Genomic DNA, 14,314 nt, shown 5'->3' with positions numbered 1-14,314 from the left:
TCTAGAATTTTTGAAAAGAGAAAAGTATATGATAAAAGGAATTGGTATTGACGCAGTTGAATTACCTAGGATTGCGAAGATCATCAAAGAAAAACAAAAATTTATTGACCGTGTGCTAACGTCTAACGAAATCGTTCAATTTCGTGAATTGCCTTTTCATCGGCAGGTAGAATTTTTAGGTGGGCGATATGCTTGCAAAGAAGCATTTTCCAAAGCTTGGGGAACTGGCATTGGAAAAGTGACCTTTCAAGAAATCGAAATCTTAAAAAATGATGCAGGACAGCCCGTAGTGACAAAATCACCTTATAGTGGGAAAGTTTGGGTCAGTATCACGCATACGGATGAAGTCGCCTATGCACAAATTATTTTAGAAGAGTAGAAAGAAGGAAAAAATATGGTTGTCGCTTGGCACCGTCCTACAAGAGCAGTTATACATACAAAAGCTATTACTGAAAACGTGAAAAATGAAGTAGATCGATTACCTAAAGGGAAAGAATTATTTGCTGTTGTCAAAGCAAATGGTTATGGACATGGAGCAATCCAGACAGCTGAAGCTGCTGTTGCTGGCGGAGCTACCGGTTTTTGTGTATCTAACTTGGATGAAGGAATCGAATTGAGAGAAGCCGGCTTTACACAGCCGATTCTAGTATTGAACATGATTCCAATCGATGCACTGACATTAGCTGTTGCTCACGATCTATCTATCACTGTAGGAAACCAAGAATGGTTGAATGAGGCGGCAGAGTTCCTGTCTGATCGTGGAATAAACCATCCTCTTTCACTGCACCTAAAAGTAGATACTGGGATGGGCAGAATCGGCTTTACGACTCCAAAAGATGCCGTAAGCGCTGTGACGTTCATTCACCATAGTTCTGTGCTAAACTGGGAAGGAATCTATACCCATTTCTCAACAGCTGATCAAGCTGACGATACTTATTGGAAGCTACAACAAAAGAGATTTATCGAAATGCTCGATGCAATGTCTGAATTACCGAGATATATCCATGTCAGCAATAGTGCCACAGCACTATGGCATGATGAACAAATCGGCAATATGATTCGTTTTGGGGTGGCGATGTATGGACTGAACCCTTCTGGTCATGCGTTGGCTGAAACATATCCTTTACAGCCCGCACTTGAATTAGTATCAGAGTTGATCCAAGTGAAACAATTGGCTAAAGGAGAAGGTATTGGTTATGGCAAGACCTATACGACTAGTGAAGCAGAATGGATCGGAACGATCCCTATTGGTTATGCAGACGGTTGGTTGCGAAAAATGCAAGGATTTTCAGTTTTAGTAGAAGGGAATTTTTGTGAAATCGTTGGTCGTGTCTGTATGGATCAAATTATGGTGCGTCTACCTCATGAATTTTCTATTGGAACAAAAGTAACCTTGATCGGTAAGAATCATGGACAAGAAGTAACAATGCAAGCAGTGGCGGATCATATCGATACGATCCATTATGAAGTAGCCTGTGTACTAGGAACACGGATTCCTAGAGAATATCAAGATTAAGGAGAATCCTATGGTTAAAAGAGGAGATATTTATTTTGCTGATCTTTCTCCAGTCGTGGGATCAGAACAGGGCGGGACCCGTCCCGTTTTAGTCATCCAAAATAATTTAGGCAATCACTTTAGTCCTACGATTATTGTTGCGGCAATCACGGCAAAAATGGCAAAGCCTAAATTACCTACGCATATAGGGATCAAAGCAACGGGGACAGGAATTGAACGTGATTCCGTCATTTTACTCGAGCAAATCAGAACAATCGACAAATCAAGACTGAAAGAAAAAGTCTGTCATTTAGATCGTGGGATCATGACAGATGTTGATCGTGCATTGAAAATCAGTGTAGGCATCGAAGCATTGGCGCCTGTCACTAAATAAAAGCATTACGCCTTTACATATAAAAAGATTGATGAAGCTCAGTCGTGCGTATGTTTTACCAAACGGATAAAATAAAAATAGAAGAAAAAAAAGAAATCTAGATCCAAACACACGAGAAAGTGTCCTGAATCTAGGTTTCTTTGTTTACTTACTGCAAGATTGGCTTACCAACTTGCTTTTTTTACGCCAGGGATCAATCCTTGATGCGCTAATTCACGGAATTTGATCCGAGACATGCCAAACTTACGCATGTAGCCGCGTGGACGTCCATCAATCAAGTCACGATTTTTTAAGCGTTCCGGACGAGCGTCTAAAGGAAGTTGTCTTAATCCTTCATAGTCCTTATTGGCTTTTAATTCTTGGCGTAAAGCGGCATAGCGCTCAATCGTAGCTTGTTGTTTTTTTACTTTGGCGATTTTTGATTTTTTTGCCATATTCTTTCCTCCATTTTTATAAATCGTAAAGATTTCGTTTTCGGAAATGCAACTTTAACATAAACAGTAGATAAACGCAATTTATTTGGATTTATTCAAAATAAGGCGCATTTTTTGTCAAATGGAACGAGGGAACGTAAACTAAAAGTAAAAAGGGGTGCAAAGAAGATGGAAAGATTAGGGATTACAGGGTATGGACCAGCAATAGAAGTGTTTAAACGTATCACTGCGGAACCAAGGGAATTGACCGCAAATCATATTCGGGTAAAAATGAAAGCGTTCGGAATCAACCCTTATGATATTGCTTTGCGTTCAGGTAGCATGCAAGAAGTACGCAAATTGACGTTTCCTTATGTCTTAGGAAATGATGGTGCGGGAATCGTAACGGAAGTAGCAGCGGATGTTCAATCTTTTAAAGTGGGGGACCGAGTGGCAGTTCACCCAATATCAGGAGCTTATGGAGAAGAAATCGTCTTACCAGTGGGGAAAGCGGCTAAAATCCCAGAAAAAATGAGTTGGTCAGAAGCGGCAGCAATCGTCACATCGGGGATTACCGCCTACAATCTAATCAATCACCTGCTAGATCTTCAACCAACCGATACAGTAATGATTGAAGGGGCATCGGGAGCGGTAGGAACTAGCTTGATTCAATTACTTCATATGAGAGGAATCCGAACACTCGCCAGTGCTTCTAAAAAGAATGAAGAAAAGATACGTCAACTTGGAGTTTCTGATTTTTCTGCATATGATCAAGAAAATCCTGGCATAAAATTCCAAAATCAGGCAGATACTGTGATTGATGCAACAAAAGGGAGCGTAAAAGGTGAATCTGGTATCCAAATCATGAAAGAGGGTGGGAGATACATCGCCTTGAATGATCTTCCTTCCCTAGAACTACGTCAAAAAAAGATAGGATTCTATGAACCTTTTATACCTAGAAAAGAATATCAGGACCAAGAAGCGTTTACTCACTTATTCAACGCATATCAAAATGGTGATTTTCATATTTTTGTGGGGAAAGAATTACCGGCTACGATAGAAAATGTGATTTGGGCACATCAACAATTAGAAGGGCACTCTACAACAGGCAAAATCATTTTGACTTTTGATTGAAATTTGCTGTTTTTAGGAATTTTATGAAAATTTGTTTATACCACCCTTAGACTTTTCATAATTCTAGTACTGTATTGGCGTAAAAATATCTTTCTTCTTCAATAAATGATAAAGTAAAACATGTAAAATTTAATCATTCGTTCATTTATGCAGGAGTAGAATAGGACAATTTCAGCTATGTGTCAAAATTATTGCTGTTTTTGAAAAAAGAGAATTGAAAATTACATGATTTACATGGTAAAGTAATTCAGCTGAAAAAAAGAAGAAGGGGATATTTATGCGTTCAATCAAAAATACATTGAAGTTATACCTACTTGATTGGAAAAGGATTTTTAAAAATCCAATTGCAACAATTTTGATCATTGCGATTATGATTATCCCTTCATTGTATGCATGGTTCAATATCAAAGCATTATGGGACCCATATGGAAATACAGGGGAGCTGCCAATCGCTGTCTACAGTGCAGACAAGCCGGCAGAATTCCAAGGGAAAGAAATTGCAATTGGCAAAGAAGTCATCAAGTCACTTCATGACAATAAACAACTTGGATGGCAATTCGTTGATTCAAAAAAAGAATTAGAAGACGGTGTACGTTCAGGAGAATATTATGCAGGTATCTATCTGCCAGAAGATTTCTCTGAGGACTTATTGAGTTTTACAACTGGAGACATCAATAAACCTAAAATCGAGTACACAGTGAACGAAAAGATCAATGCCATCGCTCCAAAAATCACAGATAAAGGAGCAACCGCGATCCAAACACAGATTTCAGATGAATTCATCAAGACAGCTAGTTCTACTTTGCTGAAAGTTTTCAATGAAATCGGCTATGACATTGATTCAAATCTTGTCAGCATCAACAAAGTAAAATCAATGATCCTGTCCACAGATGAAAATCTGGATACAATCGATGGGTATACGCAACAAGTGCTTGACTTGCAAAAGCAACTACCAGACATCAAAGAAAAATTGAATAAAGCCAATGAATTCATCGATTATTTACCAAAAGTCGATGAGATGGGGCAAAAAGTCGTTGAATTAAACGGCAAAATGCCTCAACTACAAGAGCAAACGAAAATCATTTTAGACTTGCAACAAAAAATTCCGGAAATCCAGAATGCTGGAAAACAATTAGCTGAAATTGATGGAGACTTTTCATCGATCCAAGAAACGATGAACCAAGGAATCAATGAAGCAAAACAAGGCTTGACGATCATTCAACAAGTCCAAGATATTTTGCCAGATGTCAAAAATCTGGAAGGGCAGGCCAATAACCTCGCTTCACAGACTAAAACTGGTGCAAATCAGCTGAAAGATGCGCTACCTGGTATTACCACAAGCGTCAAAACGACACTTGATTCGATTGGACAAGTAGCGACTACGACAAGTTCGTTAGCTTCAACAATCAATCAGGCAATTTCGGACAATCAGCTCACAGATGATGAAAAACAAAAAATTGGTGAAGTATTAACGAATTTTGCCAATAGCATTCCAGAACAACAAAATGCGATTGATCAATTAGTATCGTTCCTAACAAAATTACAAGAAAATGCTGGGAATACAAAGCTACAAAACATTATTGATGCGTTAAATAACGCAAAACCTGTGTTAAGCATTCTGCAAGAACGCGTGACAGCATTAAATCAAGCAATTCAAAGTGGGAATATCGATGATGTCAAAACATTATTAGGACAAGTTCAAGATGCTGCTAAAAACGTGAATAGTCTTGTATCGGTTATTGACCCAGCCCAAGCTAGTTCAACCGTTGAGTCTATCTTGAACCAAGTGATCAGTACGATCGAAACAGCACAAGGTGCATTAAGCAAAGCAGATCAAATCGACTTTGATTCATTGTTAAGTTCAACAAAAGCTACTGTGACGAATGCAGTAGCAATCTTAGAAAAATACCAAAAAGAAATGCCTGCTATCGGGCAAGAGATCCATGATGCCAATACCATGTTGAATGGCAATATGGCAGCAATCGTTGATGGAATCAACAAAGGCGCAGATCTATACAACAATGATCTGCCAGTATTAGCCAATAAACTAAATTTGGCTGCTGACTTCATCCAAAATGATTGGCCTACGGTGAAAAACGAAATTACCGGAACGATGTCGACAGTAAATGAAAAAATGCCTCAAGTGGAAACAGCTGTAAATGCCGCTGCTGACCTGATCACCAATGACTGGCCAAGTATCAAGGCAGGTATCCAAAAAGCCGCTGACGCGATCCGTAAAGGCGAACAAGAGGTAGATCTTGGAGAAGTAATCAAACTCTTGAAATTAGATGCAACAAAAGAGAGTGACTTCTTTACTAGTCCTGTAGAATTAAAAACCAATGCACTCTATCCAATCGCAAACAACGGTTCAGCAAGTACACCGTTTTATACAGCGTTATGTTTATGGGTCGGTGCGGTACTACTATCGAGTGTCGCTACAACAGATTATTATTTAGGGAAAAAAGATCGAAACAATTTTACAAAACGTGAACAATTCGTTGCTCGTATGTTGACATTCCTAACTATGGCGGTCGCACAAAGTTTGATCGTTACACTAGGAAATATCTTCTTATTAGGCGTAGATGTCCAAAATCCAGTTTACAGCGTCTTATTTGCTGTATTGATCGGCTTAGCCTTTATGATGATCGTCTATGTTTTAGCTGCCTTGTTCGACAATGTCGGGAAAGGATTAGCGATCATCATCTTAGTACTATCTATTTCCGGTGGTGGTGGGAACTACCCGATCCAAGTATCAGGTAAGTTCTTCCAAATGATCAATCCATTCTTGCCATTTACCCATGCGGTCAACCTATTGAGAGAATCAGCAGGCGGAATCTATTGGCCAAACGCCATCCCAGCCATTTGGATCATGATCGCACTATTCATAGTCTTTGGTATAGTAGGAACAGCCGTAGCACCATACGTACAAGAAAAAATGCTCAAATTCAAAGAAGCAGCACATAAGAGCCATATATTCCATTAGGCCGTTTCAACGCTGCTCTGCATCAAGTAATAAGCCCCACCAGACGAAAATAGTTCCTCATATTTTTGTTTGGTGGGGCTTATTATTGTAGATGCAAGCGTTGAAACACCGATTATCGGAGAAGATACAGGGACAGAGCAGATAGAAATTGTAAGCCAGACGAAAATAGTTCCTCATATTTTGAAAAACGGGGGCTTCGTTCAAAGAGTTGTTTTATGGATATTGATTATCAGAAATATGAAGAAAATTATTGGATTTCGAGCGAAGAAGACGGTATTTTTCAATTGCTTTTTCCAAGTGTGATGAATGAAGAGTAGCCTAGTCATCTGCTTATTGAAAGTTAGCCATGTTACATATTTTAACAAGAAAGGTGTAACGATGTATATCAGCTGGGCGCTTTTCACTTTAAGGTACGATTGAAAAAAACTATTGATTTTTTTCTGCTTTTTTCCAATTATTTTTAATAAACTTTATTGACTTTTATATTTTGTGAGCGTACTATAACATCTTGTTTAATATAAAACTTCGATAATAATCATTTGAAGCAAATATGTGTGTAAAGGAGTAAAAAAATTGGATTACTTAAAAAGGTTGTTAGTAGGTAAGCCGTTAAAATCAGCTGACAATGATGACCAAAAATTGACTCGATTTGCGGCGCTTGCTCTGCTTTCATCAGATGCGCTATCTTCCATTGCATATGGGACAGAACAGATCGTAGTGGTTTTAGTTGCATTGTCGACCGCAGCTATCTGGTATTCGTTACCAATCGCAGCATTTGTCATTATTCTATTGATTTCATTAACGTTATCCTATCGTCAAATTATCCATGCCTATCCCCATGGTGGAGGCGCTTATGTCGTAAGCAGTGAGAACCTTGGTAAAAACGCAGGGTTGATCGCTGGTGGGTCTTTATTGATCGACTATATGTTGACGGTCGCAGTTTCCGTTTCAGCCGGTGCAGAAGCAATTACTTCGGCGATCCCAGCTCTATATGAGCATCAAGTGGGAATTTCTGTGGCAATCGTGCTACTTTTGATGATGTTGAATTTACGCGGGTTAAGGGAGTCGGCTTCGTTCTTGCTCTTCCCAGTGTATACGTTCATTATCGTCATCACGTTATTGATTGCTGTTGGTTTGTTTAATATATTAACAGGTGCGATGCCGTTACATGCAACAGCTTTACCAGGTGCTGCTGTACCAGGTGTGTCCATTGCCTTGATTTTACGAGCATTTTCTTCTGGTTCATCTTCACTGACAGGGGTTGAAGCAATTAGTAATGCTGTACCTTTCTTCAAGAAACCACGGGCGAAAAACGCCGCTGGAACTTTGACAATGATGGCGTTGATTCTAGGATTCTTCTTTGTAGGAATTACCTTTATCAACTATTGGTACGGAATTGTCCCTGAAAAAGAAGTAACTGTATTATCTCAAATCGGCCAAGCTGTTTTTGGTCATGGGATCTTATATTACATTTTACAATTTGCTACTGCGTTGATTTTAGCTGTAGCTGCGAATACTGGTTTTTCAGCTTTTCCTGTTTTAGCTTTTAACTTGGCAAAAGATAAATTCATGCCTCATATGTACCAAGATCGTGGAGATCGTTTAGGGTACTCTAACGGGATCATGACTTTAGCATTTGGATCAATCATCTTGCTATTCATTTTCCATGGTTCAACAGAGCGCTTGATTCCATTGTATTCAATCGGCGTATTTATTCCATTTGCGTTATCACAAACAGGGATGGTCATCAAATGGAAAAAAGAAGGCAAAAAGTGGTTAGGAAAATCAATTGCAAATATCGTAGGAGCATTTATCTCATACGCCATCATTGCAATTTTGTTTGTTTATCGTCTAGGTGATATATGGCCGTTCTTTATCATTATGCCGATCGTCATTTTCATTTTCTATAAGATCCACGATCATTATAAAAAAGTAGCTGAGCAACTTCGTTTAGAAACGGATGCAAAATTACATGATTTCGATGGGAATACAGTGCTTGTATTAGTTGGAAATGTGACTCGAGTAAATATCGGTGCGTTGAATTATGCGCGTTCAATCGGTGATTATGTTGTAGCGATGCACGTTTCCTTGGATGAAGATTTGGAAAAGGAAAAAGAGATCGAAACGGAATTTAAGAAGCATTTTCCAGATGTTCGTTTCTCCGTAGTCCATTCGTCTTATCGTTCGATCGAAAATCCGATCATCCGCTATGTGGATCTTGTAAGTAAGAATGCTGCAAAACAAAACTATACAACGACTGTCTTGATTCCACAGTTTGTACCGAACCGTAGATGGCAAAATATCTTGCATAACCAAACAAGCTTACGTTTACGTCTGCGTTTGTCATGGCGAGAAAATATCGTGATCAGTACGTATAGTTATCATTTGAAAAAATAATTGAAAAAAGTGTGGGGAAAGTAAAAAATACTTTCAGCCCACACTTTTTGTTTAGAAATACTTTATCCTTGATTATTCGATGTCTTCGCAGCTGGATCAAGTCGACGTTCTAGGATTCCTAAGACCCAATCGGTAATGATAGCCATCAAAGCAGTTGGCAACGCACCGGATAGTATGATCGATGTTCCATCTGTTGCATTGGTCCCACGAATGATGATATCCCCTAAGCCACCTGCACCAACGAAGGCACCAATAGCAGTGATCCCGATGGCTACAACTAAGGCATTTCTGATTCCAGCCATGATAACAGACACAGAAAGGGGAAGTTCGACCATAAATAGCCGTTGTGTAGCTGTCATCCCCATTCCTTTTCCAACATCAAGGATCCCTTTATCTACTTGGATCATCCCAGTGTAAGTATTTTTGATGATCGGTAATAGAGAATAAAGAAAGACGGTCACGATCACTACATTGACACCTAATCCAAGGCCAATCATCAAAATAGAGATCATTGCCAATGAAGGCACCGTTTGGATGATATTTGCCAAGCGAATCACCCAGTTAGCTAATTTTCGTTTGCGAGAAACCATGATCCCAATTGGAATTCCGATGACTGCTGCAAATAATACACCGTAAATCGAAATCAGAAAGTGGCGGATGAATTGTGAAAAGACATAGGCGCCGTTTTCTTGAAAATAAACGATGAATTGTTGAAACCAGTTCATATTTTCCATTACGCTTACTTCCCTTCAAAATAGTGATTTTCTTTTAAAAATCGTTCAGCTACAACAGAAGGTTCAACAAGGTTGTTGTCTGCTTCATAGTTCAACTGCTGCATTTTTGCCGTACTGATGGTGTTGCCTAATTTATTCAATGCTTCTTCTAATCCAGGGGTATTCTTCAATACCTGATTGTCAACAACAGGAGCAGCATCATAAGGAGGGAAGAAGTTGCGATCATCTTCTAACATGACTAAGTCATAGCTTGCAATCCGTCCATCGGTGGAATATCCTAGAACGATATCCATTTTTCCGGCTTCTACAGCGTCGTAAACTAGACCGATCTGCATAGGCAGGATCGAATCAAAAGAGAAGCCATAGGTTGTTTGAAACCCATCGTATCCATCTCCTTTACGAGTGATCCAAGAGGTATCTACACCAGCGACAAGTTGGTCAGCAACATCTTTTAAATCACTGACTTTTTTTAGATTGTATTTTTCAGCCGTATCTTTTCGCACAAGAAAAACGTAGGTGTTTTCAAAACCGTAAGAAGGGAACCATGTTTGATCGTATCGTTTTTCAAATTCTTGTTTCACGATAGCAAAAGCTTTCTTAGGATCTTTTTCTGGTGGTAAGTTCAAGGTAGTTGTTAAATCTGTTCCAGTATAACGTGCTGCAGAGATAGAGGCATCGCCATTCATCATCGCTTGATGATTGATCGTAGTTGTTGCCAAGTTGTTGATGATAGCAGTATTTTTATCTGTATAGTGTTCCACCATCCCAGCAACTAAACTAGCCAAAATTTGCGCTTCAGAAGTAATTCCTCCGGTGATGGAGATCGTCTCTTCATCGGTGTTGCTGGCTAAACCAGGAAAAGAACAGCTTGCCAAAAGAAGAGCCGTGACTACAAGTAAGAGACTATTTAGTAATCGCTTCATTCGTCATTCTCCTCTCTTAAGGCAATAGGGGTAAGATGATTTTCTAATAGCCCTAGTAAGAAATCTGCCAGTAGTGCTAGGATCGTTACAGGAATTGTTCCAGCGAAGATCAAATCTGGCTGATAGTTATTCAAGCCACTAAAAATCAGATCACCTAAACCGCCAGCACCGATATAAGAGGCAAGCGTTGCCCAAGCGATGACATAAACGGCAGCTAAACGAATTCCTGCCATGATCGTTGGCATAGCAATCGGCAATTCTACAGAAATAATAGACTGGATATTTGTCATACCCATCCCTTTTGCAACGTCACGATAGTTCCAGTCAACGTTTTTCATGCCAATAAACGTATTTCGCAAAATCGGTAGTAGAGAATAAATAAATAGTGCAATAATGGCCGGTGTTTTTCCGACACCAAAGAGTGGGATCATCAAAGCTAACAAAGCAAGAGAAGGGACCGTTTGTAGCGCACTAGTGATACCGATTACGATATTGGCGATTTTAGGCAGACGAGTTAAGGCTACGCCAAGTGGCACAGCGACTGCGACCCCGAGAATCAAAGCTACAACGGAGATGTAGATGTGTTCGATACTCTTGTTTAAAATTTCAGCGCCATATTGTTGAAAAAATTCAGTCATCAGTTACTCCTCCTTTGTGTCAACGGAGGTGGATGAACCAATCGCATCGGTGATCGAGTGTTCTTCTCCCCAGATGACATCATAGACGATATCCACCAGAGAAGCTCTTGTCAAAATACCTACGACTTTGTTGTTTTCATCCACAACAGGGACGTATTTCAATCCGCGTTTCAAGATCCGTTGTAAGGTATCACGTAGATAGGCGGATTCTTTTACATAAAAAACATGTTTGTTCAAAATATCACCGACACTTGATACTTTGCCACGTTTTTTATCAAGCGTTTCAACATCGATAAATCCTTTTAGAACATTTGAATTGTCTGTAACTAATAATGTATCGACACGTTTTTCCCGCATGAGTTTGATTGCTTCTTGTAATGATTTTTCAGGCGTGATCGTAATGGCTTTATTCAACATTACTTCGCCTACTCGTGTGGTGTCGGGTTTCGCTTGGAGTAGTCGATCTTCACCGATCAATTCTTCGACAAATTCATTTGCAGGATTGCGTAGAATGTTTTGAGGGGTGTCGTATTGGATCACTTTTCCTTCACTCATGATAGCGATCCGGCTCGCTAATTTGATGGCTTCATCCATATCATGGGTAACAAAGACAATCGTTTTCCCTAAACGTTCTTGCAGATCCTTGACTAAATCTTGTAAAGAATCACGAGTAATGGGATCAAGTGCGCCAAATGGCTCGTCCATCAAGATGATATCTTGGTTAGCTGCAAGCGCTCTCACTACACCGATCCGCTGTTGTTGACCACCAGACAACTCATGAGGATAACGGTCAAGCATTTCACGTGGTAGTTCAACCAGGTCGATCATTTTTTCCGCAGTTTTATTGCGTTCTTCTTGGCTGACTTTCAGGAGTTTTTGCACGAGGGTGATATTCTCACGAATCGTCATATGAGGCATCAACCCGATACTTTGGATCACGTAACCGATTTGTCTGCGTAGCTCTACAGGATTGATATCTTGGATCGATCGACCATCGATCAATATTTTTCCTTTCGTCGGATCAGTCATTCGGTTTATCATCCGCATCGTCGTTGTTTTACCGCTTCCGCTGGTACCTATAAAGCAAATAAATTCACCTTTTTCGAACGAAAGATTGACATTATCGACGGCTATTTTTCCACCTTTGTAGATTTTTGATACATTTTGGAATTCAATCATGATGCCACCTCTTCTTCACTTTCTATAAAGACTGTTACTAATAACAGTATGCCTAAAATAACGTAGGAATACAAATGTTGCAGCTGTCATTTGTTCTTAGGTTTTTGCCAATCCGCTGGTAAAAATGGTAGAATGATGGGGCACAAGATAGAAAGTGAGTGACGATATGTTAACAACAGAAGATTTTGATTTTGACTTACCAGAAGAATTGATTGCTCAGACACCGTTAAAAGACCGTGACCAATCACGTTTACTTGTTTTAGATCGAACAACAGGTGAAATGAAGGATAAACATTTTCATGATATCATTGAAGAATTAAATCCTGGTGATGCACTAGTAATGAATAATACGCGAGTGTTGCCAGCACGTCTATACGGAGAAAAGCCAGAAACAGGCGCACACTTGGAAGTTCTTCTTTTGACAAATACAGAAGGTGATACATGGGAAACGCTGATCAAACCAGCGAAACGTGCGAAAGTAGGCACACGGATTTCTTTTGGAGATGGACGATTGCAAGCGGTGGTCAAAGAAGAATTAGAACATGGTGGCCGCATCATCACATTTGAGTACGAAGGGATTTTCTTAGAAATCCTTGAATCATTAGGTGAAATGCCTTTGCCGCCTTATATCAAGGAACGCTTAGAAGACCCAGATCGTTACCAAACCGTTTATGCTAAGGAGAACGGCTCGGCAGCAGCACCAACAGCAGGCTTGCATTTCACGAAAGAATTATTGGCTGAAATCGAAGCAAAAGGGGTAGAACTAGTCTATCTTACGTTACATGTTGGTTTAGGAACATTCAGACCTGTAAGTGTGGACAAAATCGAAGAGCATCACATGCACAGTGAATTTTATCGCCTAACGGAAGAGGCAGCTGAACGACTAAATCAAGTGCGTCAAAATGGCGGGAAAATCGTAGCCGTGGGAACAACATCTATTCGAACACTAGAAACGATCGGTACGAAATTTGATGGAGAAATCAAAGCGGATAGCGGTTGGACTGATATTTTTATTACGCCAGGTTACCAATTTAAAATCGTTGAGGCGTTCTCGACTAACTTTCATTTACCAAAATCAACATTGGTCATGTTAGTTAGTGCATTTGCTGGGAGAGAGCTGACGTTAGCGGCGTATCAACATGCAATTGCTGAACGCTATCGTTTCTTTAGCTTTGGCGATGCAATGTTCGTGAAATGATTTTAATAAAGAGCATGAAGCAAAAAAAATTGAAATAATCAAAAAACAGTGGTCACAGCAGAATTTTCCTGCTTGGATCACTGTTTTTTGCTGTTGCTCAGTTTTCTGGCTGATCAACATATCTTTTTAAAGGAATAATATTTAACACTTTTTGTGCATTAGGATAAGTTGCTTGGATAGCGGTCAAAATCGATTGATTTTTCGGATGAACAACATTTCGAACGATTTTTTTCCTCCCCACAGATTCGAAATAGATTTGATGAACATCCGCGTCAGTAAAAATGATTTTTTTTCGTAACAACTTTCTTTGAAAAGGCGGGGCGACATGTCCCCAGTCGAAGAAATCAAGTTGTGTTTGTTGCTGATCGAAATGAATCTTTCGCTTTAATTCGTTTTCCGTCACACAATCGTCTGTAAAGATGAATTGTTTGAACAGATAGTGATTCCCCAATGAATCCGTTTTTTTGTCATATTGAATATAAATTTTACAGTCTAATAAATGCATCTTGCTTCCCCCTGAAGAAAAGATAGCACAAATTAGGGTGAAGAAATATCGATATTTTAGTTAATTTAAAAATTTTTTGAACAAAAAAAGAGCCAAGCTCTCGATAAGCTCAGCTCTCTCGTATTCGGAAGGAATCGAATAAACAGAAATAAGTGTAACTTTCCATGATTCATGCAAAGTACGGTGTTGAATTTCTTCTTGATAAACAAAAAATCTTGTTTTCGTTACATCTTCAACAGTTGAAATGTTGAAACATCTCTTGTTCCTATTCAATTTTCAGACGTTCATGTTATCCATTTGTTACGTATCTTGTTACTTCTT

The 14,314-nt window shown here is 39.4% G+C and carries 13 protein-coding genes; 7 read left to right on the top strand and 6 right to left on the bottom strand.

Going from position 1 to position 14,314, the window contains the following annotated elements:
• Positions 1-28 precede the first annotated feature (28 nt).
• The 3 genes from acpS to DVW83_RS01535 are packed head-to-tail and all read left to right on the top strand — an operon-like array spanning position 29 to position 1,889.
• Complete coding sequence (gene acpS / locus DVW83_RS01545; RefSeq protein WP_104661318.1) at positions 29-379, top strand: holo-ACP synthase; 351 nt, start codon at positions 29-31, stop codon at positions 377-379.
• Positions 380-394: 15 nt separating this feature from the next.
• Positions 395-1,516 (top strand): alanine racemase, encoded by a 1,122-nt coding sequence (gene alr / locus DVW83_RS01540; RefSeq protein ID WP_104661317.1) that lies wholly within the window; start codon positions 395-397, stop codon positions 1,514-1,516.
• A gap of 10 nt (positions 1,517-1,526) precedes the next feature.
• Positions 1,527-1,889, top strand: coding sequence for a type II toxin-antitoxin system PemK/MazF family toxin (locus DVW83_RS01535; RefSeq protein ID WP_005875364.1), 363 nt, complete (start codon positions 1,527-1,529; stop codon positions 1,887-1,889).
• Between the two features lie 164 nt (positions 1,890-2,053).
• Here the strand turns inward: DVW83_RS01535 and rpsN are convergent, their stop codons facing one another.
• A complete protein-coding gene (gene rpsN / locus DVW83_RS01530; protein WP_005875366.1) occupies positions 2,054-2,323 on the bottom strand; it encodes a 30S ribosomal protein S14 in 270 nt (89 codons plus the stop codon).
• 168 nt (positions 2,324-2,491) lie between these two features.
• On the opposite strand from rpsN, the gene DVW83_RS01525 reads away from it, so the two are divergent.
• From DVW83_RS01525 to DVW83_RS01515, 3 genes are all read left to right on the top strand, one after another.
• Positions 2,492-3,436: an NADP-dependent oxidoreductase gene (locus DVW83_RS01525; RefSeq protein WP_104661315.1), complete on the top strand. Its 945-nt coding sequence runs from the start codon at positions 2,492-2,494 to the stop codon at positions 3,434-3,436.
• Positions 3,437-3,713: 277 nt separating this feature from the next.
• A complete protein-coding gene (locus DVW83_RS01520) occupies positions 3,714-6,419 on the top strand; it encodes a YhgE/Pip domain-containing protein (RefSeq protein WP_104661314.1) in 2,706 nt (901 codons plus the stop codon).
• Positions 6,420-6,992: 573 nt separating this feature from the next.
• Positions 6,993-8,816, top strand: a complete 1,824-nt coding sequence (locus DVW83_RS01515; protein ID WP_104661313.1) for an amino acid permease — start codon at positions 6,993-6,995, stop codon at positions 8,814-8,816.
• 62 nt (positions 8,817-8,878) lie between these two features.
• Here the strand turns inward: DVW83_RS01515 and DVW83_RS01510 are convergent, their stop codons facing one another.
• Genes DVW83_RS01510 through DVW83_RS01495 form a run of 4 tightly spaced genes read right to left on the bottom strand, consistent with a single transcriptional unit; the run spans position 8,879 to position 12,290 of the window.
• A complete protein-coding gene (locus tag DVW83_RS01510; RefSeq protein ID WP_104661312.1) occupies positions 8,879-9,550 on the bottom strand; it encodes an ABC transporter permease in 672 nt (223 codons plus the stop codon).
• Positions 9,551-9,555: 5 nt separating this feature from the next.
• Positions 9,556-10,473: an osmoprotectant ABC transporter substrate-binding protein gene (locus tag DVW83_RS01505; protein ID WP_104661311.1), complete on the bottom strand. Its 918-nt coding sequence runs from the start codon at positions 10,471-10,473 to the stop codon at positions 9,556-9,558.
• Positions 10,470-11,111: an ABC transporter permease gene (locus tag DVW83_RS01500; protein WP_104661310.1), complete on the bottom strand. Its 642-nt coding sequence runs from the start codon at positions 11,109-11,111 to the stop codon at positions 10,470-10,472. The genes DVW83_RS01505 and DVW83_RS01500 overlap by 4 nt, the downstream gene beginning before the upstream one ends.
• 3 nt (positions 11,112-11,114) lie before the next feature.
• Positions 11,115-12,290 (bottom strand): betaine/proline/choline family ABC transporter ATP-binding protein, encoded by a 1,176-nt coding sequence (locus tag DVW83_RS01495; RefSeq protein ID WP_104661309.1) that lies wholly within the window; start codon positions 12,288-12,290, stop codon positions 11,115-11,117.
• A gap of 166 nt (positions 12,291-12,456) precedes the next feature.
• Between DVW83_RS01495 and queA the strand changes: the two genes are divergently transcribed.
• The gene (gene queA / locus DVW83_RS01490) at positions 12,457-13,488 is read left to right on the top strand and encodes a tRNA preQ1(34) S-adenosylmethionine ribosyltransferase-isomerase QueA (RefSeq protein WP_123862705.1); all 1,032 of its coding nucleotides are present in this window, start codon (positions 12,457-12,459) and stop codon (positions 13,486-13,488) included.
• Between the two features lie 97 nt (positions 13,489-13,585).
• Here queA and DVW83_RS01485 read toward each other — a convergent pair whose 3' ends face one another.
• Positions 13,586-13,993 (bottom strand): hypothetical protein, encoded by a 408-nt coding sequence (locus DVW83_RS01485; RefSeq protein ID WP_104661307.1) that lies wholly within the window; start codon positions 13,991-13,993, stop codon positions 13,586-13,588.
• Positions 13,994-14,314: the final 321 nt, after the last annotated feature.

Origin of the sequence: Enterococcus sp. VV15 (genome assembly GCF_005236045.1) — a bacterium.
GTDB classification, from domain to species: Bacteria; Bacillota; Bacilli; order Lactobacillales; family Enterococcaceae; genus Enterococcus_B; species Enterococcus_B durans.
This window is presented reverse-complemented; position numbering and strand designations above follow the sequence as displayed.

Excerpts from the sequence above, each read along its gene's own strand:
- acpS (WP_104661318.1), top strand. The coding sequence starts at position 29 with ATGATAAAAGGAATTGGTATTGACGCAGTTGAATTACCTAGGATTGCG.
- alr (WP_104661317.1), top strand. The coding sequence starts at position 395 with ATGGTTGTCGCTTGGCACCGTCCTACAAGAGCAGTTATACATACAAAA.
- DVW83_RS01535 (WP_005875364.1), top strand. The coding sequence starts at position 1,527 with ATGGTTAAAAGAGGAGATATTTATTTTGCTGATCTTTCTCCAGTCGTG.
- rpsN (WP_005875366.1), bottom strand. The coding sequence starts at position 2,323 with ATGGCAAAAAAATCAAAAATCGCCAAAGTAAAAAAACAACAAGCTACG.
- DVW83_RS01525 (WP_104661315.1), top strand. The coding sequence starts at position 2,492 with ATGGAAAGATTAGGGATTACAGGGTATGGACCAGCAATAGAAGTGTTT.
- DVW83_RS01520 (WP_104661314.1), top strand. The coding sequence starts at position 3,714 with ATGCGTTCAATCAAAAATACATTGAAGTTATACCTACTTGATTGGAAA.
- DVW83_RS01510 (WP_104661312.1), bottom strand. The coding sequence starts at position 9,550 with ATGGAAAATATGAACTGGTTTCAACAATTCATCGTTTATTTTCAAGAA.
- DVW83_RS01505 (WP_104661311.1), bottom strand. The coding sequence starts at position 10,473 with ATGAAGCGATTACTAAATAGTCTCTTACTTGTAGTCACGGCTCTTCTT.
- DVW83_RS01500 (WP_104661310.1), bottom strand. The coding sequence starts at position 11,111 with ATGACTGAATTTTTTCAACAATATGGCGCTGAAATTTTAAACAAGAGT.
- DVW83_RS01495 (WP_104661309.1), bottom strand. The coding sequence starts at position 12,290 with ATGATTGAATTCCAAAATGTATCAAAAATCTACAAAGGTGGAAAAATA.
- queA (WP_123862705.1), top strand. The coding sequence starts at position 12,457 with ATGTTAACAACAGAAGATTTTGATTTTGACTTACCAGAAGAATTGATT.
- DVW83_RS01485 (WP_104661307.1), bottom strand. The coding sequence starts at position 13,993 with ATGCATTTATTAGACTGTAAAATTTATATTCAATATGACAAAAAAACG.